The organism is Janthinobacterium sp., from assembly GCF_009923995.1.
Taxonomy (GTDB): Bacteria; Pseudomonadota; Gammaproteobacteria; order Burkholderiales; family Burkholderiaceae_D; genus Janthinobacterium.
Window position 1 is genome coordinate 51333 of record NZ_RFSK01000027.1, and the last position, 24986, is coordinate 76318.

A 24986-nucleotide genomic window follows, 5' to 3' on the forward strand; every position below is an offset into this window, starting at 1 on the left:
CCCGCCTGCGCTACACTGCGCGGTATCTCAGCAAAGGAGCAGCATGTATATCGGAGAAATCGCCCGCCTGGCGGGCACCTCGCCCAAGGCCCTGCGCCACTATGAAGCGCTGGGCTTGCTGGGCGACGTGCGCCGTTCCGGCGCCTACCGCGTCTACACGCAGCAGGACCTGGCGCAGGTCAAGCTGATCCGCCAGGCGCAGGCGCTGGGCTTCCGCCTGGCCGAACTGCTGCCCGTCCTGGCCGGCGACGACACGGACTGGGCCGCCCTGTCGCGGCACATCGCCGCCAAGCGCGCCCAGGTGCAGCAGGATATCGCCCGCCTGCGCCAGCTCGACGCGCAGCTGGGCGAGATCGATGAGGAAATCCACGGCTGCCTGGCGCGCCAGCGCCTGCAAGCCGCGTGACACGGCGCGCTTGACTCTGCCCCCAGGGGCAGGCTTTAGCATGCAGGCTCTTCTTTAGCGGAAAGCCTGCCCATGACCAAGACATCCTCCAAGCGCATATTGATACTCCTCGGCCACCCGTCCGGCGACAGTTTCTGCGCCGCCCTGGCCGAAGCCTACGCCGACGCCGCCCGCGCGCAGGGCCACGCCGTGCGCGAACTGCGCCTGGGCCAGCTGGACTTCGACCCCAGCCTGCACGAAGGCTACCGCCAGGTGCAGCCGCTGGAGGCGGACTTGCTGGCCGCGCAGGAAGCCATCCTGTGGGCCGAACACCTGGTGTTCGCCTACCCCATCTGGTGGGGCGGCGCGCCGGCCCTGCTGAAGGGCTTTGTCGACCGCGCCTTCCTGCCCGGCTTTGCCTTCAAGTACCGTCCGGGCAAGGCCTTTCCGGAACAGCTGCTGCGAGGCCGCACGGCGCAGCTGCTGGTGACGATGGATACACCGCCCTGGTATTTCCGCTGGGTTTACCGCATGCCCGGCATCCACCAGCTGCGCAGGACGACCCTGGAATTTTGCGGCGTCAAGCCCGTCAGGGTGGCCAGCTTCGGCCCCATCCTCGGTTCCACCGAGCCGCAGCGGACCCGCTGGCTGGCGCAGGCTAGCACGCTGGCGCGCCACGCTTAGCCCGGCAACGGCTTGCCACGCAGCCATCTTGCATACGGTTTTGACAAGCTGGTAATCAAGCCGTCATATTCGACGGCTACCATGATGATATTGCCTGTTTGTCAGCCGCCTTGCCGTCGCGACAACAAGGGCTCCGATCGTCATGTAAAGGTAGCCGCTGTGGAGTTCAACGCTTCTCGATTGCATCTTCCCCGTTATCGTACCTCCGTGGCCGCCGACCTGTGCATTCCCACGGAATCCGTGCAGGCCGATGCCAGCAATTTCGCCGTGCTGGAACTGTTCACGGAACGGCGCGACATGATGAGCCTGCCCGTCACGGAACAGCAGCGGCCCATCGGTCTGATCAGCCGCAATATCTTCATGTCGCAGATGTCGAAACCGTTCTACCACGAGGTGTACGGCAAGAAGAGCTGCATCGCCTTCATGGACAAGGAACCGCTGATCGTCGACGGCGCCATGAGCATCGAGGACCTCACCTTCCGCGCAGTGGAAGCGGGCGAAAAGGCGCTGGCCGACGGCTTCATCATCACCGAGGATGGCGCGCTGGCCGGCGTGGGCTTCGGCCTGCAGCTGATGAACGTGGTGGCCACCATGCAGGCGGAAAAGAACCGCCAGATCATGCACAGCATCGACTACGCCAGCGTGATCCAGCGCGCCCTGCTGCGCACGTCCAACGCGGAGCTGCGCGCCACCCTGCCCGACGCCCACCTGGAATGGCAGCCGCGCGACGTGGTCGGCGGCGATTTCTACTTTTTCGAGCGCCACGCGGGCGGCTGGTTCGCCGCCATCGCCGACTGCACGGGCCACGGCGTGCCCGGCGCCTTCATGACCCTGATCGCCTCGTCCGCACTGAGCCAGGCCCTGCGCGAACTGGGCCCGCACGACCCGGCCGCCCTCATCGGCGCCGTCAGCCGCGCCATCAAGACCCTGCTGGGCCAGGATGGCAACGCGGGCGGCGAAGCGCCGGGCCACGCCGGCTCGAACGACGGCATGGACTGCGCCTTCCTGTGCTATGACGACGCCAGCGCCAGCCTGCGTTTCGCGGGGGCGAAACTGGCCCTGCACGTGGTGGCGCCCGGCGAAGACGCCGTGCGCGCCATCGACGGCGCGCGCATGGGCGTGGGCTACGTCGACACGCCGGCCGGCTACTGCTGGCGCAACGAGGCGCCCGAAATCCCCGCCGGCAGCCTGTTGTTCATCACCACCGACGGCCTGCTCGACCAGATCGGCGGCGCGCGCGACATCGCCTACGGCAAGCGGCGCATGCGCGAGCAGCTGCTGGCGCAGCGCGACGCGCCCGCCGGCGACGTGGCGGCGGCCCTGCTGCGCGACAGCGCGGCCTGGCAAGGCAGGCAGCCACGCCGCGACGACCTGACCTTTTTCTGTTTCCGGCTGTAGTTAGACGCCCATCCCCTATCAACCAGACACCGGGTCACCGGCTAGCCAGGAGCACTGACGTGCTGTACGAAGAATTCAACGAGTTTTGGGACGTGGCGCGCAAGCGCAACATCATCTTTTTTTACGTGGGCTATTTCTCGCAGCACGTGGTCAGCGCCATATCCGAAACCATCAAGGCGCGCCTGGATACGGCCGGCGCGGCCGGCCCCACGCGGCGGCGCATCTTTTCCTCGTTCATCGAGATGTCGCAAAACATCATGCATTATTCGGCCGACAGCCTGACGCCCGACGCGCAGCTGGACCAGCAGATGCGGCGCGGCTCGTTCTGCATCGGCACGCGCGGCGACAGCTTCTTCCTCCTGTGCGCCAACCCCGTCTCGACGGACAACGTGGCGCAGATCCGCGCCCGCCTGGAACCGCTGCACACCATGACGATGGACGAGATCCGCCTGGCCTACAAGAAGGCCCTGCGCGAGGAGGCGCCCGCCGACAGCAAGGGCGCGGGCCTGGGCTTCCTCACCATGGCGCGCGACGCCAGCGAGCCGCTGGAATTCGAATTCGTCCAGGACCCCCAGGAGCCGGGCCACACCATCTTCTGCATCAAAGCCATCATTTGAAAGAGCCGACTCAGGAAAGCATATGCAATTACCGTCACCACTGTTCATCGCCGCGACCCCGAGTTCGCCCGAAATCGACTTCCGTTTCGAGCAGCACACCCTGTCGATCAAGGGCGAGTCGTATCCGGAAAACGCGGCCGCCTTCTATGGCCCGCTGATCGCCGCCGTGCGCGCCTACCTGGAAGGCTGCCGCGCAGCCGCCATCACCGTGAATGTCTCGCTGGCCTACTTCAACAGCTCGAGCACGAAAATGCTGTTTACCCTGTTCGACGCCCTGAACCAGGCCGCCGCGGACGGCAACCAGGTGCGCCTGAACTGGTACCACGACGAGGATGACGACACCATCCTGGAATTCGGCCAGGAGCTGCAGCAGGACTTCACGGCGCTGGACTTCCGCGACCACCCCGTGCAGGGAACCTAAGGCATGCGCGCCGCCATCTCCGAGTCCGAACTGGAACCCGACCTGTTCACCGTGGAAGCGGCGGCGCTGGCCGCCGCGCGCCGCATGCACGCCGACGCCGGCGCGCCGGGCGCGGAACAGCGGCGCGTGCTCGGCGAACTGATCGTCCACTACGAACGGCTGATGCGCGAGACGCGGCGCCTGATCGGCCGCAGCGACCGCGCCGAGCGCGACATGCATCTGCTGAACCGCCAGCTGCAAACCCTGGCCGGCCAGCTCGAATACCGCGCCACGCACGATCCGCTGACGGGCGCGCTGAACCGCGGCGCCGTGATCGACCACGCCTCGCGCTGCCTGGAACGGGGCGACATGGCCCTGATCGTGCTCGATATCGACCTGTTCAAGCAGGTCAACGACGACTTCGGCCACCCGGCCGGCGACGGCGTGATCCAGGCCGTGGTCGACTGCCTGAAGGGCTTGTTGGGGCAGGAAACGGCCATCGGCAGGGTCGGCGGCGAAGAGTTTTCCGTCGTCTGGCCCACTTCCTCGCGCGACGAGGCGGCCAAGGTGGCGCAGCGCATCTGCGACACGGTGGGCCGCCAGCGCCATGCGGCACCCATCACGCGCGCCATCACCGTCAGCGTGGGCCTGAGCTGGAACCGCGCCGGTACGGCCTTCGAGACGGCCTACAGCCACGCCGACCAGGCCCTGTACCAGGCCAAGCGCGAGGGGCGCAACTGCGTGCGCCAGTGGCTGGAGAGCTGAGCCGGCGCCCCGGATCAGCGCAGCTGTTCGCGCGCCATGCTGCCGTCGCGGCGCATGGCCGCTGCCGCGCGCTGCATGGCCGCCGCCTGCGCCTCGGGCAGCTGCTTGTTGCAGGCCAGGTAAGTCTGCACGCGGTTGAAGGTCAAGAGGGGCACCACCTTGCCTTCCCATTCCTTGCCGAGAAAAGGCTTGCTGCCCACCGCCATGCCGACGGCCCACAGGTCGATGCGCCCGAGCAGCAGCTTTTGCGGATTGAGCCACTCCTGGGTCACGGGCGCCACGTTCAGGCCCCGCTGGCGCAGATAATCGTCGCGCGCGTCGCCCAGCACCGTGCCGATGACGAGGCCGCGGGCGTCATCCAGCGTGCGCAGCGCCAGGCGCCGCTCGGCCAGGCCGTACAGCACCCATTCTGCTTCGTTGAGGGGGCCGATCCAGCGGAACAGGGCTTCGCGCTCCTGCGTGCGCGAGGTGGAAAAGATGCAGGTGTCAGGCTCGCGCAGCGCCTGCGCATACGCGCGCTTCCACGGCAACAGCTCGATGGCATAGCCGATACCGGCGCGCGCCATGATCTCGCGCACCTTCATGGTTTCCCGCCCGACAACGACATTGCCTTCCATCATACTCGATGGCGGCAAGTGCTCGCCGACGATGCGCACGCCCTGCGCGCCGGCCGCCATGGGCAGCATCAGCAGCAGCGCGGCGAGCCGCCACGCCATCCTTCCTTGTTTCATGCTTGCCTTCTTCTTCCACAGGGCATACGCGTCCCTGTTACCACTACGATATTACCATCGGCTCGCGCCAGCCATCATGAAATATTGCAAAATTGATCATTGTTTTTCCATACCGTGGCCGCTGGCCAACGCGGGCTGGAGGCGTACGAGGGAGTGGAAAAAGGGGAAATAACTGGCGGAAAACAGTAGGAGTCGAACCTACGGGAGAACGTCTGACGCCCTCCACCGGGTTTGAAGCCCGGCCACATCACCGGATGAGTGTGCTTTCCGCGGTACTTGAGCTAGCTGCTGGGCAAGGCCGGGCTGTAGGTCCACAGTGCTTGCGGGCGCAATAAATGCCCATTGCCAACACGGCGAGTATAACCGACGCGGTCAAAGAATTCCAGAACCTGGATCGCCCGCTTGCGTCCCAGGCCGCTGGCGTCGCGGAAGGTGGCCGCGCTCACGGCGCCGGCGCCGGGCGGCAAGCCCTCGTCCCGCTCCGTTTTTTCAGCCAGGGTGCGCGCCAGCTGCGCCAGCTCGGCCAGCGCGGCCGGATGGTAGAACAGGTCGTGCACCACCTGGCTGATCTGCCCAGCCTTGGCCAGTTTGCGCAGCAGCCTGCGGGTTTCCTCCTCGGCCAGGCCGAAGTCGCGCGCCAGGTCGCGCGTCCACGGCGGATCGAAGCGGCCCTGCAGCAGCGCCGCCAGCATCGGCTCGGCCACGGCCTGCTCCTGCGGCGTCAGCTCCACGCTGTGCGTCGGCAAATGCAGGCTGGCGCCGCGCCCCTGCACGGCGCCTTGCGCCAGCAGGGCGTCCACCAGATGGCTCCACAGCGCGTCTTCCATCTCCGCGTCGACGATGCGCTTCAAGCGCCACAGTTCCGGCCCCGCCTCGTCGGGGGCGCGCGCATGGAAGGCTGCCAAGGCGGCCAGCGCCCTGTCTTCCAGTGCGGCCTGCGCCGCGGGTGCCAGCAGCAGGGCGTCGTTGGCGCGCAGGGCGATGCGCCGCGTGTCGGGCGGCAGCGCCATGGCCTGCGCCGGCAACAGCGACAGGCGCACCAGCAAGGACTCGCGCAAGCCCAGCGGGCTTTGCGCCAGCAGGGCCGCATAGTCGCCGTGCGCGACGAATGCGGCCAGCGCATCGAGCCAGGCCAGGCGCGCCGGGCTGCGGCGCTTGCGCGCGGGACCGAACGGGTCGAGCACCATGCCGCCGCCCACCGTCTGCGTGGCCTGCGCATTGCGCACGACGAAGCGGTCGCCCGGCACGCCGTGCATGGGAGCGTCGAATACCAGCTGCACCCTGCCCGTCTGCCCCGGCGAGAGCGTCTCGCCATCGAGCATGACGGCGCGCGCCAGCTGGTGCGCCGCGCCCAGGTGCACGTGCAGCGGCGACCAGGCTTTCAGCTGCACCCCGGCGTCGGGCAGCAGGGTCAGTTCCACGTCGAGGCGCTCGGAACACTGCGCCAGCGCGGGCGCGACGATCCAGTTGCCCCGCTCGATGCGTTCGCGGTCGATGCCGGCCAGGTTCAGCGCCAGGCGCTGGCCCGCCATGCCCGTCTCGGCCGCGCGGTTCTGCGCATGGATGCTGCGCACCCGCGCCTGCCCGCCACCGGGCGCCAGCTGCAGGGCGTCGCCCACGTGCGCCATGCCCGCCAGCGCCGTGCCGGTGACGATGGTGCCCTGCCCAGTCAGCGTGAACACGCGGTCCACGCCGAGGCGGAACAAGCGCCGCTCGTCGCGCCGCGGCAGGCTGCGCGACACCTGCGTCAGGTGCGCCAGCAGGGCCGCCACGCCGGGATCGTTGTCCTGGCTGGCCGCCGTGGGGAAGATGGGGCTGCCCGCCAGCGGCGTGCCGGCCAGCAGCGCCTCGATGTCCGCTTCCACCTGCGCCACGCGGGCGCCGTCGGCGCGGTCGATCTTGGTCAGCGCCACGGCGCCGCGCGTCACGCCCAGCAGCTGCAAGATGGCCAGGTGCTCCTGCGTCTGCGGCATGACGCCATCGTCGGCCGCCACCACCAGCAGGGCGAAGTCGATGCCCGTCACGCCGGAAGCCATGGTGCGGATGAATTTTTCGTGGCCCGGCACGTCGATCACGCCCAGCACCGTGCCGTCGGCCAGCGGCAGGTAGGCGTAGCCCAGTTCGATGGAAATGCCGCGCGCCTGCTCTTCCTTCAGGCGGTCCGTGTGCACGCCCGTCAGCGCCCGCGTGAGCGTCGTCTTGCCATGGTCGATATGGCCTGCGGTGCCGACGATCATGCGGACAACTCGCCGAGCTGCGCGATGAAGGCCGCTTCATGGGCTCCTTCCAGGCAGCGCAGGTCCAGCCACAGCGCATCCTGGCCGATGCGCCCGATCACGGGCCGCGGCAGGGCGCGCAGGCGCTGCTCCAGCACGCCCAGGGGGTTGCTCAGGCGTGAGCCGGGAGCGCTGCGGATGACCAGGCCAAAGCTGGGCAGCTGGTCGACGGGCAAGGCGCCGCTGCCGATCTGGCTGCGCATCGCCTCGGCCGTCACCACGTAGGCCGTGCCCAGCGCCGCTTGCAGCAGCGCCAGCAGATCCTCGGCCTGCCCGCGCATGGCGGCGGCGGGACGCGTCAGCAGGCGCAAGGTGGTCAGGCGCTCGGCCAGCAGGTCCGGCGCGCGGTACAGCTGCAGCACCGGTTCCAGGGCGGCCAGGGTCAGTTTACCCACGCGCAGGGCGCGTTTCAGGGGGTTGCGCTTGATCTTCGCGATCAGGTCGGCGCGCCCGACGATGACACCGCACTGCGGCCCCCCCAGCAGCTTGTCGCCGCTGAAGGTCACGAGGTCGGCACCCGCCGCGATGGTTTCGCGCACCGTCGTTTCATGCGGCAAGCCAAACTGGGCCAGGTCGACCAGGGTACCGCTGCCCAGGTCCACGGCCGTGGGAATCGCGTGCTGCGCGGCCAGCGGCACGAGGGCGTCCAGTTCCACGCTCTTGGTAAATCCCGTGATGGCGTAATTGCTGCAATGGACCTTCATCAGCAAGGCCGTATGCTCATTGACGCCGTTGGCGTAGTCGGCCAGGTGCGTGCGGTTGGTGCTGCCCACTTCGCGCAGCACGGCGCCGGCGCGCGTCATCACGTCGGGGATGCGGAAGGCACCGCCGATTTCCACCAGTTCCCCGCGCGAGACGATCACCTCCCGGCCCTGCGCCAGGGTATTTAACATCAGCAGCACGGCGGCCGCGTTGTTGTTGACGATGGTGGCCGCCTCGGCGCCCGTCAGCTCGCGCAGCAATTCCTCGACGAGGTCGTCGCGGTCGCCCCGCTTGCCCGTGTCCAGGTCGAATTCCAGGTTCATCGGCCATTGCAGGGCTTCCACCACGGCTTGCACGGCCGCGTCGGGCAGCAAGGCCCGGCCCAGGTTGGTGTGCAGCACCGTGCCCGTCAGGTTGAAGACGGCGCGCAAGTGCGAGCGCGACTGCGCCTGCAGGCGTTCATCCATCTGCGCGACGATGGCGGCAATCGATGCGCCCTCCTCGCCCGCTGTACCGGTCCCCGCCAGCATGGCCGCGCGCAGCTCGGCCAGCGCGGCACGGGCGCAGGCCAGCGTCTGCACGCGGCCGTATTCGGCGACGAGTGCCTGGCAAGCCGCATCGGCGAGGATGCGGTCCACCGACGGCAGGCGCACGGTCTGCCCCGTCGTCATGGCTGCTGGCCCTCGCCCTTCCCCAGCCACAGCAGCGGATTGCCGCTGGCGCGCTGGTAGCCCGCCTCGCCCACCAGCAGGTCGAGCATCAGGCTGGCCAGGTCGTCGGCCAGCGGCTCGACGTTGTAATCGTGTTCCTGGTTGAAGACCTTGCGGTAGGTGTGGCAATCGTCGCAGGTTTCCGCGCGCGCCACCTTCTTCGGGTCGTTCGCCTTGTTCGGCAACTTGTCGTCCTTGGCCGTCACGGGGTCGAACGGTGCCGCCTCGGCCGCGTCCAGGCCCTGGTAGGCGATCTTGCCATTCTGTTCGCAGGTCGAACATTTCACGCGCACCATGTGCCATTCGCTTTCGCAGATGCCGCAGTGCAGGTAGCGGTAACCCTGCGACTGGCCGCCGATGCGGATCACGCTGGCGACGGGGTGCGAGCCGCAGACGGGGCACAGGGTGCCCGTTTCCAGGTCCGGCACGCGCGTGGCGCGCAGCTGGCTGGCCGACGTCGACCACAGCACCTGCAGGGCGGCGGCGACGAACGGCGCATGCATGGGGTTCAGGTTGTCGCCGTTCTCGTCGAGCACGGCATCGGCGCAGGCATCGAGCGCCGCTGCATCGAGCGCGCGCAGCTGGGCCAGCACCTGCGTCAGGCCGCCGGACAGGGCCGGCTGGCTGGCCGCCGTGGCGGCCAGTTCGTCGAGCAGGCTGGAAAAGATGTCGCGCCAGATGGGCGGACGGGCGCCGTTGACGGGCAGCACCGGCATGCGGTGCGCGATGGCACGGCGCAATACCTCGGCGTCGGCCACGGGCACGGCGTCGGGCGCCAGCTTGGCGACCACGGCCGCCTGCGCATCGGCCAGCGCGGCCATCAGCACCAGGTAGCCCTGCATGCCCGCATCGACGGGGATGCCCTTGATCTTGCCCTGCGCCAATTCGCGCAAGCGCAAGGCGCGCGCCGTAAACAGGCTGCCGGGCTGTGGCAGCAGCAGGCGCGGAATGGCGTTATGGTCCAGGCCTTCGATTTCGCCTGGCTGGAGTATGCGTTGTACCAATGGAGTTTTCCCATCCAAAAAACAAAGCAGAGCCAGCGGAGTTGGCTGTGCTGTAAAAGTATTCTAAACGATAAAGAGAAAGGGGCCGATCCTGTGGGACCGGCCCCGGCTCTTGCAGCAGGGTGTCGCTGACGGCAGCTTAATCCTTGCCGTTGCGAATCACCGCTTCAAACCACTTCGGATGGTGCTTGCGCGCCCAGCCGTAGGTAACGGTGCCGCGCACCATGGCGCCGATCGAGCCCTTGACCCACAGGGCCGCATAGATGTGCACGATGATGGCGCAGATGATGCCGAAGGCGCACACGGCGTGCAGCAAGGCGGCCGCGCGGATGACGGGGATCGGGAAATAGAACGCGAAATACGCGCGCCAGATCACGATGCCCGACAACAGCAGGCCCAGCATGCATGCCAGCAATGCGAAGAACAGCAGCTTCTGGCCGGCATTGTACTTGCCGATCTTGGGCAGCTTTTCCTCGCGGTTGTTGAGCACGTCATCCATCTGTTTCAGCCACTGCTTGTCGGCGTCCTCGAACTTGTTGTGGTGCCAGAAGCGCACCACGAGGATCGCGAACGAGACGAACATCACCAGGCCGGCGAACGGATGCAGGATGCGCGTCCATTGGCCGCCGCCGAACAGGTTGGCCAGCCACGCCATCGACGGATGGAACATGGCCAGGCCGGACAGGGCCAGCATGACGAAGGTGATGGCAGTGACCCAGTGATTCGTGCGCTCGTTGGGGTTGTAGCGCTGGATCAGCGGGTTGCCATCCTTGTCGCGCAGCTTGTCGTGACGCTCACCGTGCTGTTCATGATGATTCATGCTGACCCTCCTTGATGCGCTCGGCCTCGTCCAGGGCTTCGCGTTCCTCATCCTTGCTCACTTCGTTCGGACCGACACGCGTGTAGTGGAACAGGCCCGCCAGGGCCGTGGCCGCCATGCCGGCGACGGCCAGCGGCTTGGCCCAGCCCTTCCAGAAGCCCACCATCAGGCTGATGCTCGGCTTGTCGGGCAGGTTGGAATACAGGCGTGGCTTGTCGGCATGGTGCAGCACGTACATCACGTGCGTGCCGCCCACGCCCAGCGGATCGTACAGGCCCGCGTTCTCGAAACCGCGCGACTTCAGGTCGACGATACGTTCTTCCGCATGCACCTTCATGTCTTCCTTGGTGCCGAAGACGATGGCGCCCGTCGGGCAGGTCTTGACGCAGGCCGGTTCCTGGCCCACGGCGACGCGGTCCGAGCAGAGCGTGCACTTGTAGGCGCGGTCGTCCTTTTTCGAAATGCGGGGCACGTCGAAAGGACAGCCGGCCACGCAGTAGCCGCAGCCGATGCAGTTTTCTTGATGAAAATCAACGATACCGTTCGTATATTGCACGATGGCGCCCGGCGCCGGGCAGGCCTTCAGGCAGCCAGGGTCCTCGCAATGCATGCAGCCATCCTTGCGGATCAGCCACTCGAGGTTGCCGTCGTTGCTTTCGTGTTCGGCAAAACGCATCACCGTCCACGATTGCGGCGTCAGGTCCGTCGGGTTGTTGTAGGTGCCGTTGTTTTCACCGACCTCGTCGCGCAGGTCGTTCCACTCCATGCACGCCGTCTGGCAAGCCTTGCAGCCGATGCATTTCGACACATCGATCAGCTTGGCCACGGTGCCCGTCACCGGCGTGCGCGCCTGCGGCGGCGTGACGGTGGTGGCGGACAGGCGCCGGATATCTAAGGATTGCAGTGCCATTATCGATCTCCCATCATGCTTTTTCCACCTTCACGAGGAAGGACTTGAATTCCGGTGTCTGCGAATTCGCATCCCCCACGCCCGGTGTCAGGGAATTAATCAGATACCCCGGCTTGGCCACCCCCGTGAAGCCCCAGTGCAGCGGCAGGCCCACGGTATGCACCTGCTTGCCCTCGATCTTCAGGGCCTTGATGCGCTTGGTGACGACGGCCTTGGCGATGATGTGGCCCCGCTTGGAACTGACCCGCACCTTGCCGCCGGCAACGACGCCGATGCTGGCGGCCAGCTCTTCGCCGATTTCCACGAACTGTTCCGGCTGGATGATGGCATTCAGGCGTGCATGCTTGGTCCAGTAATGGAAATGTTCGGTCAAACGGTAGCTGGTCGCCACGTGCGGGTATTCCTCATGCGTGCCGAATTGCTTGCGGTCATCGGCAAACACGCGCGCGCCCGGATTGCTGGTCGCCTGCGGGTTTTTCGGATGCATGGGGTTGTAGCCCAGCGGGTTCTCGAACGGCTCGTAATGCTCGGGGAACGGCCCTTCGGCCATGGCGCCCCGGGCAAAGAAGCGCGCCACACCCTCGCCCAGCATGATGAACGGCCCCATGCCGTTTTCCGGCGGTTCGTCGACCTTGAAGTCGGGAATGTCGGCCCCGCTCCAGTTCGTGCCATTCCACTCGATCAGCTTGCGCGTCGGGTCGAAGGCCTTGCCCTTCAGGTCGCACGAGGCGCGGTTGTACAGCACGCGGCGGTTGGCCGGCCATGCCCAGGCCCAGCCCAGGGTCTGGCCGATGCCCGTCGGGTCGCTGTTGTCGCGGCGGCCCATCTGGTTGCCCGCCTGCGTCCAGCTGCCGGCGAAGATCCAGCAGCCGCTGGTGGTCGTGCCATCATCGCGCAGCTGCGCGAACGACGCCAGCTGTTCGCCTTTTTTCACCAGCAGCTTGGTCGGATCCTTGGGATCGTACAGGTCCGCCAGCGCGCGGCCGTTGAATTCACGGGCGATCTCTTCCGGCTGCGGATTATGCGGCTGCGCATAATTCCACGTCAGGTTGAGGATAGGATCGGGGAACTTGCCGCCCTCTTTCTGGTACATGCTGCGCATGCGCAGGAACAGGCCCGACATGATCTCCAGGTCGCTGCGCGCCTGGCCCGGCGGTTCGGCCGCCTGCCAGTGCCACTGCAGCACGCGCGAGGAACTCACCAGCGAACCGCGCTCTTCGGCGAAGCAACTGGTCGGCAGGCGGAACACTTCCGTCATGATCTTGGTGGGATCGACTTCGTGGAACTCGCCGTGCGGACGCCAGAATTCGCCCGTTTCCACGGCCAGCGGGTCCATGATGACGAGGAATTTCAGCTTCGACAGCGCTTCCGTGACCTTCTGCTTGTTCGGCGCGGAGGCGATGACGTTGAAGCCCTGGCAGATATAGCCCGTCATCTTGCCCTGATGCATGTTCTCGATGGCTTGCATCAAGTCATACGGCTTGTCCAGCTTGGGCAGGTAGTCGTAGGCGTAGTTGTTCTCCGCCGTGGCAAAGTCGCCCCACCACGTCTTCATGAAGCTGACGTGGAACTTGCGGTAGTTGCTCCAATAGCTGAGCTGGTTCGGCCGCAGCGGCTTGGTGGCGCGCGCGGCGATGTAGCCGTCGAAGTCCTGCTCGCCCTCGTTCGGCAGGGTCATATAGCCCGGCAGGAGGTTGGACATCAGGCCCAGGTCGGTCAGGCCCTGGATGTTCGAGTGGCCGCGCAAGGCGTTCATGCCGCCGCCGGCGATACCCATATTACCCAGCAGCAACTGCACCATGGCGCCCGTGCGGATGGTCTGCGCGCCCGTCGAATGGTGCGTCCAGCCCAGCGCGTACAGGATGGTACCGGCGCGTCCCGGCACGGCCGTCGAAGCGAGGGCCTCGGCCACCTTGTGGAACTTGTCGGGCGACACGCCGCACGTGCGCTCGACCATCTCGGTCGTGTAGCGCGCGTAGTGCTTCTTCATCATCTGGTAGACGCAGCGCGGGTGTTCCATGGTCGGGTCGACCTTGGCATAGCCGTCGTCGCCGATCTCGTAATCCCAGGTACTCTTGTTGGTGTACTTGCCTTTTTCCTTGTCGAAACCCGAAAACAGGCCATCCTCGAACGCATAGTCTTCGCGCACGATGAAAGGCATGTCCGTGTAGTTGCGCACGTACTCATGCTGGATCTTGTCGTTCGTCAGCAGATAATTGATGATCGCGCCGAGGAAGACGATGTCCGTGCCGGTACGCGTGGCGCAGTAGTAATCTGCCACGGATGCGGTACGGGTAAAACGCGGATCGACAACGATCAGCTTGGCCTTGTTATGCGCCTTCGCTTCCGTTACCCATTTGAATCCGCAAGGATGTGCTTCTGCTGCATTGCCGCCCATGACCAAAATCACATCGGCATTCTTGATATCGACCCAATGATTCGTCATCGCGCCACGGCCAAACGTCGGGGCAAGACCTGCCACCGTCGGTCCGTGTCATACACGCGCCTGATTATCAAAGGTCAGCATCCCCATGCTGCGCACTGTCTTGTGGGTCAGATACCCGACCTCGTTGCTGCCGGCGGACGCTGCCAGCATGCCGGTGGAGAGCCAGCGGTTGACGGTCTTGCCGTCGGCATTCTTTTCGATCAGGTTGGCGTCACGGTCATCCTTCATCAGGCGCGCGATCTTGTCGAGCGCCACATCCCAGGAGATCGGCTGCCATTCCGTGCCGCCCGGTGCGCGGTACTCGGGCACTTTCAGGCGGTTCGGGCTGTGGATGAAGTCGATCAGGCTGGCGCCTTTCGGGCACAGGGTGCCGCGGTTGACCGGGTGATCGGCATCGCCTTCCACGTGGATGATGCTGGAAACGGCATTTTTCGCGCCGTCGCCCAGTCCATACAGCAGAACGCCGCATCCTACCGAGCAGTAGGGACAGGTATTGCGTGTCTCGGTCGTGCGAGACAGCTTGTATTGCCGCACTTCCGCCATCGCCTGGCCCGGTGCGAAACCGAGCAGGGCGAGGCTGGAACCAGCAATGGTCGCGCCAGTTACCCGGAGGAACTGGCGCCTGGACATCTGAACCATATCAGGCCTCTATGATGTGAGTAAATAAAAAGTCATACGGCGTCGTTGTCGTGTCATATCACCAAGATATAAGCACCATGCCTGTGCCGTATGATGCCATTTTACCCCTCAAACCCGGACAAGGCTTAGTACGCTGGAAAAAATTGCCTTTAGTCAATATTAATTTGACGATACCGAACGTTCCCTCTAAACAATGCCAGCCTGCCCCGCACGCTTGCACATCGCTAGCCACCCATGAAAAAACCCGCTCGCGAGCGGGTTAAGGGAGACTGGCAACAGGGACAGATTACAGGCTGTAGCGCAAGGTCAGCGCCACGTTGCGCGGCGCGCCAGGCAGGCTCAGGTTCGGGCTGGAGCCGTGGCCCGAAACGATGTAGCGCGTGTCGCCGATGTTGTTGACGTTCAGCTGCACTTCATAGCGGCCCGTGCGGTACGCGGCCATGGCGTCGGCCGTCACGTAGCCGGGCAGCACCACCGTATTGCCCGGATTGGCGAAACGGCTGCCGACGGCATTCGCACCGCCGCCCACGGTGAAGCCGTGGCCCAGGTCCTTCGTCAGCCACAGGTTGGCCGTGTTGCGCGAAGTCAAGGTAGCCCGCTTTCCTTTCACGGCAACGGCACTGGCCGTCGTCGTGCCCGGCACGTTGACGCTCTTGTCGACGGCGATGGAATCGGTGATGGTGGCGTCCAGGTAGGCGTAGCCAGCCATCATTTTCCAGCCATCGTGCAAGTCCGCATTGAAGGTCAGCTCCAGGCCGTCCGTGCGCTGCGTGCCGACGGGCACGATGCGGTTCGTGATCGGGTCGCTCGTCTTGATGTTGTCGCGCTCGAGGCGGAACAGCGACACGGTGGCGTTGGCGCGGCCGCCCCACAAGTCATACTTGGCGCCCACTTCCGTGTTGCGCGTGGTTTCCGGCGCCAGGTCCGCATTGTTGGCGGCCAGGGCGAAGTTCTCGCCGCTGGGCTGGAACGAGCGGCTCCACGACGCGTAGTACGACTGCGCCGCGCCCGGTTGCCAGACGAGGCCGGCACGGGGGCTGTAGGCGGAATCCGTGCGCGACAGGTCAGCCGTCGTCACGCCGGCCGCATTGGCCAGGCGCGACTGCTGCTTGTAGCGGTCGTAGCGCAGGCCGGCCAGCGCCTTCCACTCGTCGCTGAAGCTGATGGCATCCTGCACGTAGGCGGCCGCCGTGTCATAGGTACCGAAGGTGTCGCTGCGCGCCCCCAGCTTGCTGCGGTCGACGACGGGCAGCACGGGATTGAAGATGGACACGTTCGTCGCCACCACGGTCGAGGCCCAGCTGGCGGCATCCTTGTTCTGCTTGCCGAACTCGGCGCCATACAGCACTTCGTGGCGGACACTGCCCGTGAGCAGCTTTTGCGTCAGCTCCGTCTGGTTGAACCAGCCGCTCTCGTCGCGGTTGAGCTTGGCATGTCCCAGGCTCATCGTGCCCTTGACCTCATTGACGTTGCCGGCAATATTCGTGTTGTTGCGGTCCAGGTGGTAGTCGTAATAGCGGAAGGCATTGCGCAGCGACAAGGTATCGCTGAACTTGTGCGTCAGGGTGGCGGCCGTGGACACGACGCGCGACTGGCTGAAGTCCGCATCGCGCGCATTCGCCGCGCCGTAATACGTGCCCGCATCGACGGCCACGGGACGACCGTGGTAGGAAGGAATGCCGAAGTCCGTCAGGCGGCGGTCTTCCAGGTAGTCGCCCTGCAGCAGCAGCTTCGTCGCGCCGGACAGGCGGATGGCCACGGATGGCGCCAGCGCCGTGCGGTTGATGAATTGCTGGTCGCGGTAGCTGTCGGACAATTCGCGCGCGCCCGTGAAGCGCCAGTCCACCGTCTCGCCCACGCGGCCCACGTCCACTTCGCCGCGGCGCCCAGCCGTGTTCGTCAAGCTCAGGGCCACGTCCGTGATGTCCACGCCCGGCTTCTTGGTGATGCGGTTCACCAGGCCGCCCGAGGAGCCGCGGCCGTACAGCACGGCGGCCGGTCCCTTGATCACTTCCAGGCGCTCGACGTTCGACAGGTCGCGGAAGTACAGGGCATCGTCGCGGAAGCCGTCGACGAACTGGTCGCCGATGGCCGTGAAGCCGCGGATGAACACCTGGTCGCGCTGGCCGTCGCCCGTGGACAGGCCCACGCCGGGGATGTTCTTCATGATGTCCTGCACCGACATGGCGTGCTGGTCACGGATGACGGCGGCGGGCACCACGTTGATCGTCTGCGGCACGTCGCGCAGCGCCATCTCCGTCTTGGTGCCGCTGGCGGAGGTGCCGGCGACGTACGCATTCTGGTCCTTCGACGCCGTCACGGTGACGGCGGGCAGGCTTTCCTGCGCCCAGGCCGCCAGGGGCGCGGCGCCGAAGGAGAAAGCGGAGCAGGCGCCGAGGACGGCGAGAGTGATCGGTTTGAATCCTGGCGTGCGGCGTTGCGGCATACAATTCCCTGTTGATATTGAAATACGAATGATTATCATTAGTATTTTATCAGGCGGGCGCCCGCCGCGTAAGGCAAAATGTAAGTGATAGTACTTATACAGCGGGTACTTGACGTAAAAAAGCAACAGGAAATCAATAGCAAAAAATACTTAAAATTGCTTTGAAAAACTATTTCCGTACGTCAATGCTATACTTGCGGCTTGTTGGTCAGCGGCATCCCACGTCGCCGCACCCTTGCTACACCTCCATCGCCGCGCCTTGCGCAGCGCGCCGCACAGCCATCGTGCGGCACCCGAAGACCCCGATCCCCTGCGCCTTGCGGCGCCTGTCCGCCCCTGCTGGCGGCGGCGATCATGACTATTAAACTGTTAGGAATTACATGAAAAACCTGAACATCGGCAGCCGCCTTGGCGTCGGCTTTGCTGTCGTATTGCTGTTGCTGGCCGCCTTGACCGTTACCGCCCTCGTGCGCATGCAAACGGCCAGCGATCTGACCTACCGCCTCATCAATACCAGCATCAAGAACCAGCGCATGGTGGCCGAATGGTCGAAGATCATTGAACTGAACAGCGTGCGCGGCGTGGCCTCGTTCGAGATCACCGATCCCGCCGTGCGCGCGAAGATCGAGGATGACCTGAAGGTGGACGCGGAGCGTTCCAGCAAATTGCAGGACGACATCGTCGCCTCCCTGCGCAACCCTGGCGTGATCGAGCAGTTCAAGGTGGTGCGCAAGGTGCGCACGGATTATGTGACGACGCGCGGCCGCGCCTTCAAGATGAAGGCCGACGGCGACGTGGCCGGCGCCAAGGAAGTGTTCGAGAAGGAAGTCGCGCCCATCACGGTGGCCTACCTGGCCGAAGTGAAGCGCTTTGCCGACATGCAGATCAAGGCGGCCGACGGCGTCGGCGCCAGCATCATCGAAGCCTACAGCAGCACGCGCCTCTTCCTCATCATCATGGGCGTGGCCGCGGTGCTGATGGGCATCGGCTTTGCCTGGTGGATCACGCGCTCGATCACCGGTCCCATCCGCGACGCCGTGAAAGTGGCGGAAACCGTGGCCGCTGGCGACCTCACCAGCACCATCACGGCGCAGAGCCGCGATGAAACAGGCCAGCTCATGCACGCCCTGAAAACCATGAACGACAGCCTGGTGGGCATCGTCGGCCAGGTGCGCAGCGGCACCGACACCATCGCCACGGCGTCCGCGGAAATCGCCGCCGGCAACCAGGACTTGTCGTCGCGCACGGAACAGCAGGCCAGCTCGCTGGAAGAGACGGCCTCGTCGATGGAAGAGCTGACGTCGACCGTGAAGCAAAACGCCGACAATGCGCGCCAGGCCAATAAACTGGCCGGCGATGCGGCCGGCATCGCCAGCCGCGGCGGCGCCGTGGTGGCCGAAGTGGTGGCCACCATGGGCGAGATCAATACCTCGTCGAAGAAAATCGTCGATATTATCTCTGTCATCGACGGCATCGCCTTCCAGACCAACATCCTGGCCCTGAACGCGGCCGTGGAAGCGGCGCGCGCCGGCGAACAGGGCCGCGGCTTTGCCGTCGTGGCCACGGAAGTGCGCAACCTGGCGCAGCGTTCGGCAGCGGCGGCCAAGGAAATCAAGGGCTTGATCGACGACTCCGTGCAAAAGGTCGACGTGGGCACGGACCTGGTCGACAAGGCGGGCAAGACGATGGAAGAAATCGTGCAAAGCATCGGCTTCGTCACGTCCATCATGAGCGAGATCAGCAACGCCAGCGAAGAACAGAGCGCCGGCATCGAGCAAGTCAACCAGGCCATTTCCGAAATGGACCAGGTGACGCAGCAAAATGCGGCCCTGGTGGAAGAAGCCTCGGCAGCGGCCGAAGCGATGCAGGAACAGGCCAGCGAACTGGCACAGGTCGTCAGCGTCTTCCGCCTCGATGCGAACGCGGCGGCCAGCGACCGTTTCAGCGCCAGGACGGCACAGCGCGCCGCGCCGGCAGCCCCCGTCGCGCCCGTGCGCAAGCCAGCGGCCCCGGCCCTGCGCCTGCCCGTGACGCGCAAGAGCGGCAAGGTGGCCGCCCCCGCCGATGGCGATTGGGAAGAGTTTTAAGCATCCGCTCCGGCCCAGGCATGTCCCCTGCCTGCGCGCCCTCCCGGAAGCGGGGGCGGGCCGTCAGGCATGACTTGCCGCGCGCCTTCCTCGCGCCGCGTCCACGCTCAACGCGGCTTGCCATAAGGGGACGCGCGCCAGCGGAACAGGCTACGGAGTAAGCTCCGCATCGCCCCGGCTGCTATGGCCGGCGTATCTCGGCAATGGCCGCATCCAGCACTTCGTCGCGCCCCGCGCGCACGCCGGCAATACTCGGCAGCACGGTGATGTCGGGCACGATGCCCACGCGCTGCGTGGGGCGCCCGTCCGGATAAAACACGCCGATCCCGCTGATCACGGTGCTCAAGCCACCCGGCAGGGAAACAGGCGAGATATTCCCGTCCGCGCCAGCCGTGGTGCTGCCGATGACCGTGACGCGCGGCCCGATCCGCAAGGCCATGGTCGTGTATTCCGCCTGGCTCTGGCTGATTTCGTCGACCAGTACCATGACCTTGCCCGCATAGCGCCGCCCCTGGGGCCGCAAGGTGGCGGCCGGGGTCCAGTAGAAGGCGCCCGGATTGGCGAGGTCGCCCTTCGTGAAGCGGGCGAATTCGCCGGGCTGCCCGACCAGGTAGGCCCCCAGCGCAAAGACCACGAATTCGCGCGGGTAGCTGCGCAGGTCGATGACCAGTCCCCGGCTGCGTTCGACGGCCGCCATGTGCGCGGCAACATCGGCTCGCCGCAGGCTCGACAGCTTCAGATAGGCGATGTCCTCCGCCAGCCATTGCAGCGTCTCCCCTTCCCTGTCGTGGGTTTCCGCTGCCGCCTGCCGCTGCCGCGGCACACGCGTCACGGCCACGTCCCTGACATCGTCGCCACGGCGCAGGCGCAAGGTGGCCGCGCCGCAGGCGCCGCCGGTGAGCCTGCCGGCGATATCGCGCAGCCGCGCGGGCTCGTTCGATGCCGCATAGTAAGGCCGCCAGGCATCGACCAGCCGCGCCACCGGCACGCCATCGATCTGCTCGATGACGTCGCCGGCCTGCAGCCCACCGGCTGCGGCAGCCTCGCCTGCCGCAGGGCCCGTCACGACGGCGCGCTGCTCCACGAAACGGAGCGTCGCGGGCACATGGCAGTCGCCCACGGGCGGCCGCACGCGCAGCGCGCTCCACAGGTTGGCGTGCGTGTCCTGCAGCCGCGCGATCGCGGCCATCATCGCCAGCTCGAAGCCGGCCCGGTCCGGCGCCAGCGCGACGCGCGGCAACGCCTCCCGCAGGACGTCATCCCACGGCTCGTCCGCCACCTCGCGGTATGGCGCCCAGTAGGCGACGATATTCCAGAAACGAAACAAGGCCAGCAGCTGAAAACCCGCGTCCGGCAGCGCGATATCGGGATAGGCCAGCTCGCGTCCGAACACGGGATTGCCCACCGGCTCGTGCAGGCTGACATAGAACTGCGTGCCGGCCGCCGGGCGGCGTGCGTAAATGCGCCGCAACGCGCCGCCGAGGCCGGGGCCGAGCAGGCTGGCGTCGTCCAGCCATGCCAGCGCCGGACGCAAGTGCAGGCCCGCGGGCGCCAGGCTGGCACACGCCGTGCAAGGGGGCACCTCGCCCAGCGCCTCCACCCAAGCCTGCAGCACGGCATTGCCAGCCGCCCGGTCAGGCGCGGCCAGCACGCGGGGGAGCACGCGCAGCAGCTGATAGTCCCACTGCAGCCGGCCCGACGTGACGACGGGATGGTGGTACTTGAGGAAACCCCACACCTTGCCGAGGATGACGAGATTGTCGGTCTGTGCCGGCGTCAGCGTGGTCAAGGTGATGCGCGAACCGGCATCGAAGGCATGATCGGCATCAAAGGCGGGACCGGGCGCTTGCTGCGCACAGGCGAGGCCCGCCGCAAAGACCAGGAAACATGCGAGGCTGCCGATGCGGTGGCGCAGCGCCATGCGCAGACGGCGCGGATAGAGGTGGGACATGGGAACCTGTTTCAATATGGAAGTGCTTCGAAAGTCATGCCAGGCCCCGGCGGGCAATCGCTGCGTCAGCCGCCGCCCGGCGCGGCGCACCGGGCCTGCGCATCGGCCATCAGTGTCGCCAGCTCGCGCGGCACGGATTGCCCCAGAAATGCCAGCGCCAGTGCCTCCGGATCGATGGCGGCGTCCGCCGGCAAGCCATGCTCGAAGCCGCCCACCATGTAGCGGCAGAAATACGGCGACTCGGGCCGCGTTTCCACGTACCAGCAGCCCGCGTGGCCCTGCACGAAATATTCGCCGATAAAATAGCCCAGCATGGTTTTCACCCATTGCCAGCTTTCATCGCGGATGACGATGGTGCGCATGGCCGCATCGATGTACGGCAGGTATTCGGCCGCGTTCGTCAACACCTCGTGTGCGGGCTGGATGCCCAGGCGCTCGACAAAATTCACCAGTGCCGCGCCCAGCGCGTCATAGTAGGCGTCGAAGCCTGCCTGGCTTTGCTGCAATAACTGCTCTTGTTCCCTGGACTGCATAACCACCTTATCGACATCCGCCTGCCCGTCACGGCATCGCGGTAATTTCCTGAAATTCACATTATATTATTGCGCGCCTGCGCGCGCCGTTCCGCCACTTAGCGCCGCGTCACCCAGAACGCGGCCAGGCCAGCGAGGATGCACAGCACGATCACGCCCGTCACGGCGCGCATCAGGGCACGCTGCCGCCGCGCCGCCAGTTCCTGCATGGCCAGCCGCAGGTCCGCCTCGCCGGCGCGCCGGGTTTGCGCCTGGGCCTGCGCCGCGACGCTGGCCTGGGCCAGCACTTCCTCCACATACATGGCCGAAAACGCCGCCGCCTGCGCCGCATCCAGGGTGGCCATGAACTGGTCGATCTGCACCCCGCGCTCGCGCGCCAGCCGGTCGATGTCCTGCCCCGCCCGTGCCGCATCGAGCATGAAGGCATTATCGCCCCTCACCAGTTCACGTATCGCGAGCCGCTCGACGGCGCGCAGGCGGATCGGGGGCCGGCAAGTATCGACCGCCTGGGGAAATGCATCGGACATGATGTGGCCAGCCTCCAGAAAAGAATGCGAAGAATAATACACGACGGCATGGAATGAAAACAGCCCCGGCTTGCAGCCGCGCCGCCATTACCCGCCTGGCGCAGGAGATATTATTTCCCGTTATTATATTTATAAAATAAAAACATTATTAATTAAATATTATAAATATAATCCGCCGTTTCAATTGGAGAGTATTTATGCGATTTTCTTCATTATTCTGTACAGCAGCGGTGGAGACTGCTTACCACATTAAAAAACGGGGCGCATCCGAAAAGCCATACGAGTAGGAAAAATCAGGAGGAATCATGTCCGACGCGCAATTGCTAGCCAGTAATGAGACTATCAACATCCTTGTTGTCATCGACACCGATCTGATCATGGCCCAGAATCCCCGCCAGACGAATCCGGACCAGACCAAGCCGGTGGGCCTGGCGCATACGAGCCAGTACATGATCGCCACCGACCCGCGCGGCATCAACAGCGGCCAGGGTTCCGCCGACCTGAGCTTCAGGGCCAACGTGGGCGACTATGTCTCGTTCACCGGCACGTCCATCTACGACAACGCCGATTCGGCAGTCATCGTGTATGGCATCAATTACTGGAACGGCGACAAGGTATTCAATTCCTTTGTTGCCAATACCCTCACCCGCAGGAATGCGGTCATGCCGAATTCGGATTCATCCAACGGTTTGCCGGCAGTACAGCAATCCCGTAATTTCTCCAATTTTTCGGCACAGGTAGCCAGGTCCGGCACGGAGAATTTCTACGTTTATATTGCCGTATATAGCCTGAATGACGACGGCCAGACGCAAAGCTTGTATGGTTATTTTTATTGGGATCCACAGGTTACTGTCAGCTGATCGCTGCCCCATTAATTAAATAAAGCCAAATCGTTTATTTAATTAATATGCGGCTGCCTGCGGCAGGCACGGCGAATTAAATAACCGCAGGGTGATTATCTCGCCGTCATGGGCGCAGCGGAAAGCCCGCGTCGCCAATAATCGCAGGCAAAAAAAAGCCCACCGAAGTGGGCTTTTTCTCCTGCGCGTAATACTTGCGCATGACATCTGGAGGCGAGGACGGGAATCGAACCCGTCTAAACGGCTTTGCAGGCCGCTGCATAACCTCTTTGCTACCTCGCCAGAGGAACTGCTTGATGCGCCTTGCGGCCCACCTTGAAAACTGGAGCGGGAGAAGAGTCTCGAACTCTCGACCTCAACCTTGGCAAGGTTGCGCTCTACCAACTGAGCTACTCCCGCATTGGAGCTTGGTTGCTGCTTAATCGCGCCGCGCCAACTGCTTTACGGCGGATAAAAAAAGGAAGCCAGCTTAGCTTCCCTTTAGAATTCTGGAGCGGGAGAAGAGTCTCGAACTCTCGACCTCAACCTTGGCAAGGTTGCGCTCTACCAACTGAGCTACTCCCGCATTGGAGCTTCTATTTTCTGCTACTGCCATGTACTGCTTCAGCTTTCGCTGGAGCGGGAGAAGAGTCTCGAACTCTCGACCTCAACCTTGGCAAGGTTGCGCTCTACCAACTGAGCTACTCCCGCATACGAACCGCTATTTTACTGCTTTTTGCTACCGTTTACCAGTGCTGCTTTACTGCTGATCCAGTCTTCACTGGAGCGGGAGAAGAGTCTCGAACTCTCGACCTCAACCTTGGCAAGGTTGCGCTCTACCAACTGAGCTACTCCCGCAGTGGACAACATTGTATCAGAAGCTCTACTACATCGCCAGTACTACTTTTTACTACATTCGCTGTTTTTACCTATGACACGATCCAGAAAACTGGAGCGGGAGAAGAGTCTCGAACTCTCGACCTCAACCTTGGCAAGGTTGCGCTCTACCAACTGAGCTACTCCCGCGTCATCAACAACAGGCCAGCATTATAGAGGGATTACAGGGGCTGTCAACGGGCAATATCTGGTCTTTTGCAAAATATTCCGCATAAAGCAGCCGCCTGCCTATTCTTAGTGCAAATTTCCGGCCTTTTCCTTAATCAGCGGCCACGCCAGGCGCAGGTAATAGAACATCGACCACACCGTCAGCACGCAGGCGATCCACAGCAGGCGCTCACCCCATACGTGGGTATCGATGGCGCCGAAGATCACCTCGTGGTACAGCAGCAGGGGGATGGCCGTCATTTGCGCGGCCGTCTTGATCTTGCCGATCGAGCTGACGGCCACCGATTTCGAGGCGCCGATCTGCGCCATCCATTCGCGCAGCGCGGAAATCGTGATCTCGCGGCCGATGATGATGAAGGCCAGCACGGCATTGACCCGGTCCAGCTGCACCAGCACCAGCAAGGCGCCCGCCACCATCAGCTTGTCGGCCACGGGGTCAAGGAAGGCGCCGAAGGCCGACGTCTGGTTCCAGCGCCGCGCGAGGAAGCCATCGAACCAGTCGGTGACGGCGGCGATGATGAAGACCAGGGTGGCGACGAGGTTCTGGTCGCCATGCAGCAGCATCGACGGCGGCAGGTAAAACACGCCGACGACGAGCGGAATCAGGGCCACGCGCAGCCAGGTCAGGAGGATGGGAATATTAAAAGGCATAGGGAAGCAATCGGCCGACGGGTAAATTGAACATGAAGAAAGCGTGAAGAAAGCGCCACTAGTCTACATGGCCCCGGGGTATTAGCCTAGTCCGGTTGCGGCAGCGCCGGACCAGGCCAAACATTCGTTAATGCAACTGCTTGTAAATCTCTTCCGCCAGCTGCGTGGAAATCCCCTCCACCGACATCAGGTCCTCGACGCTGGCGTCGACCACGCCGCGCAAGCCGCCAAAGCGCGACAGCAGCTTCTGGCGGCGCTTGGCGCCGCATCGTGCCCCTCTCGATTTCTTCCAGGCGCGAGGTCTGGCGCACCCGTTCGAGCATTAATGCAACTGCTTGTAGATCTCTTCCGCCAGCTGCGTGGAAATCCCCTCCACCGACATCAGGTCCTCGACGCTGGC

The 24986-nt window shown here is 64.6% G+C and carries 20 protein-coding genes, 7 tRNA genes and 1 pseudogene; 8 read left to right on the plus strand and 20 right to left on the minus strand.

Annotated features, from left to right (window positions below):
- Positions 1-43 precede the first annotated feature (43 nt).
- From EBS11_RS14915 to EBS11_RS14940, 6 genes are all read left to right on the plus strand, one after another.
- Positions 44-406, plus strand: a complete 363-nt coding sequence (locus EBS11_RS14915) for a MerR family transcriptional regulator (RefSeq protein ID WP_290603879.1) — start codon at positions 44-46, stop codon at positions 404-406.
- Positions 407-478: 72 nt separating this feature from the next.
- Complete coding sequence (locus EBS11_RS14920) at positions 479-1069, plus strand: NAD(P)H-dependent oxidoreductase (RefSeq protein WP_290603881.1); 591 nt, start codon at positions 479-481, stop codon at positions 1067-1069.
- 180 nt (positions 1070-1249) lie between these two features.
- A complete protein-coding gene (locus EBS11_RS14925) occupies positions 1250-2467 on the plus strand; it encodes a SpoIIE family protein phosphatase (protein WP_290603883.1) in 1218 nt (405 codons plus the stop codon).
- Between the two features lie 59 nt (positions 2468-2526).
- A complete protein-coding gene (locus tag EBS11_RS14930) occupies positions 2527-3084 on the plus strand; it encodes a SiaB family protein kinase (RefSeq protein WP_131372967.1) in 558 nt (185 codons plus the stop codon).
- A gap of 22 nt (positions 3085-3106) precedes the next feature.
- The gene (locus tag EBS11_RS14935) at positions 3107-3505 is read left to right on the plus strand and encodes a DUF1987 domain-containing protein (protein ID WP_290603886.1); all 399 of its coding nucleotides are present in this window, start codon (positions 3107-3109) and stop codon (positions 3503-3505) included.
- A gap of 3 nt (positions 3506-3508) precedes the next feature.
- Positions 3509-4249: a GGDEF domain-containing protein gene (locus EBS11_RS14940; protein WP_290603888.1), complete on the plus strand. Its 741-nt coding sequence runs from the start codon at positions 3509-3511 to the stop codon at positions 4247-4249.
- Positions 4250-4263: 14 nt separating this feature from the next.
- On the opposite strand, the gene EBS11_RS14945 is transcribed toward EBS11_RS14940, so the two are convergent.
- The 9 genes from EBS11_RS14945 to EBS11_RS14985 all read right to left on the minus strand — a co-directional run bounded on the left by EBS11_RS14945 (position 4264) and on the right by EBS11_RS14985 (position 16933).
- On the minus strand, positions 4264-4980 hold the full coding sequence (locus EBS11_RS14945) for a transporter substrate-binding domain-containing protein (RefSeq protein ID WP_290603890.1): 717 nt from the start codon (positions 4978-4980) through the stop codon (positions 4264-4266).
- A gap of 173 nt (positions 4981-5153) precedes the next feature.
- Positions 5154-5249: transfer RNA gene (locus EBS11_RS14950), tRNA-Sec, on the minus strand.
- Positions 5250-5261: 12 nt separating this feature from the next.
- On the minus strand, positions 5262-7217 hold the full coding sequence (selB, locus tag EBS11_RS14955; RefSeq protein ID WP_290603893.1) for a selenocysteine-specific translation elongation factor: 1956 nt from the start codon (positions 7215-7217) through the stop codon (positions 5262-5264).
- The gene (selA, locus tag EBS11_RS14960) at positions 7214-8629 is read right to left on the minus strand and encodes an L-seryl-tRNA(Sec) selenium transferase (RefSeq protein ID WP_290603895.1); all 1416 of its coding nucleotides are present in this window, start codon (positions 8627-8629) and stop codon (positions 7214-7216) included. Before selA ends, selB begins: the two co-directional genes overlap by 4 nt.
- Entirely contained in the window at positions 8626-9672 is a 1047-nt protein-coding gene (gene fdhE / locus EBS11_RS14965; protein WP_290603896.1) for a formate dehydrogenase accessory protein FdhE, read from the minus strand. Before fdhE ends, selA begins: the two co-directional genes overlap by 4 nt.
- A gap of 139 nt (positions 9673-9811) precedes the next feature.
- Positions 9812-10492, minus strand: a complete 681-nt coding sequence (locus tag EBS11_RS14970; protein WP_290603897.1) for a formate dehydrogenase subunit gamma — start codon at positions 10490-10492, stop codon at positions 9812-9814.
- Positions 10479-11402: a formate dehydrogenase subunit beta gene (gene fdxH, locus EBS11_RS14975; RefSeq protein WP_290603899.1), complete on the minus strand. Its 924-nt coding sequence runs from the start codon at positions 11400-11402 to the stop codon at positions 10479-10481. Before fdxH ends, EBS11_RS14970 begins: the two co-directional genes overlap by 14 nt.
- A gap of 13 nt (positions 11403-11415) precedes the next feature.
- Positions 11416-14487, minus strand: coding sequence for a formate dehydrogenase-N subunit alpha (gene fdnG / locus EBS11_RS14980; RefSeq protein WP_290603901.1), 3072 nt, complete (start codon positions 14485-14487; stop codon positions 11416-11418).
- A gap of 286 nt (positions 14488-14773) precedes the next feature.
- The gene (locus tag EBS11_RS14985; protein ID WP_290603903.1) at positions 14774-16933 is read right to left on the minus strand and encodes a TonB-dependent siderophore receptor; all 2160 of its coding nucleotides are present in this window, start codon (positions 16931-16933) and stop codon (positions 14774-14776) included.
- Between the two features lie 380 nt (positions 16934-17313).
- Here EBS11_RS14985 and EBS11_RS14990 point away from each other — a divergent pair, with 380 nt between their 5' ends.
- Positions 17314-19020 (plus strand): methyl-accepting chemotaxis protein, encoded by a 1707-nt coding sequence (locus EBS11_RS14990; RefSeq protein ID WP_290603905.1) that lies wholly within the window; start codon positions 17314-17316, stop codon positions 19018-19020.
- A gap of 181 nt (positions 19021-19201) precedes the next feature.
- Here EBS11_RS14990 and EBS11_RS14995 read toward each other — a convergent pair whose 3' ends face one another.
- The 3 genes from EBS11_RS14995 to EBS11_RS15005 form a co-directional block, all read right to left on the minus strand.
- A complete protein-coding gene (locus EBS11_RS14995) occupies positions 19202-20971 on the minus strand; it encodes a S41 family peptidase (RefSeq protein ID WP_290603907.1) in 1770 nt (589 codons plus the stop codon).
- Positions 20972-21036: 65 nt separating this feature from the next.
- Entirely contained in the window at positions 21037-21504 is a 468-nt protein-coding gene (locus EBS11_RS15000; RefSeq protein ID WP_290603909.1) for a hypothetical protein, read from the minus strand.
- A gap of 98 nt (positions 21505-21602) precedes the next feature.
- Positions 21603-22031: a hypothetical protein gene (locus tag EBS11_RS15005; protein WP_290603911.1), complete on the minus strand. Its 429-nt coding sequence runs from the start codon at positions 22029-22031 to the stop codon at positions 21603-21605.
- A 305-nt stretch (positions 22032-22336) separates the two neighbouring features.
- Between EBS11_RS15005 and EBS11_RS15010 the strand changes: the two genes are divergently transcribed.
- The gene (locus EBS11_RS15010; RefSeq protein WP_290603913.1) at positions 22337-22891 is read left to right on the plus strand and encodes an inclusion body family protein; all 555 of its coding nucleotides are present in this window, start codon (positions 22337-22339) and stop codon (positions 22889-22891) included.
- Between the two features lie 208 nt (positions 22892-23099).
- Here the strand turns inward: EBS11_RS15010 and EBS11_RS15015 are convergent.
- The 8 genes and pseudogenes from EBS11_RS15015 to EBS11_RS15050 all read right to left on the minus strand — a co-directional run.
- A tRNA-Cys gene (locus tag EBS11_RS15015) sits at positions 23100-23173 on the minus strand.
- A 41-nt stretch (positions 23174-23214) separates the two neighbouring features.
- A tRNA-Gly gene (locus EBS11_RS15020) sits at positions 23215-23290 on the minus strand.
- A 90-nt stretch (positions 23291-23380) separates the two neighbouring features.
- Positions 23381-23456: transfer RNA gene (locus EBS11_RS15025), tRNA-Gly, on the minus strand.
- Between the two features lie 49 nt (positions 23457-23505).
- Positions 23506-23581 (minus strand) — tRNA-Gly (locus EBS11_RS15030).
- Positions 23582-23652: 71 nt separating this feature from the next.
- A tRNA-Gly gene (locus tag EBS11_RS15035) sits at positions 23653-23728 on the minus strand.
- A 92-nt stretch (positions 23729-23820) separates the two neighbouring features.
- Positions 23821-23896: transfer RNA gene (locus EBS11_RS15040), tRNA-Gly, on the minus strand.
- A gap of 105 nt (positions 23897-24001) precedes the next feature.
- Positions 24002-24586, minus strand: a complete 585-nt coding sequence (gene pgsA / locus EBS11_RS15045) for a CDP-diacylglycerol--glycerol-3-phosphate 3-phosphatidyltransferase (RefSeq protein ID WP_076566649.1) — start codon at positions 24584-24586, stop codon at positions 24002-24004.
- Between the two features lie 127 nt (positions 24587-24713).
- Positions 24714-24851 (minus strand): annotated as a pseudogene (locus EBS11_RS15050) (helix-hairpin-helix domain-containing protein); the annotation flags it as partial.
- Positions 24852-24986: the final 135 nt, after the last annotated feature.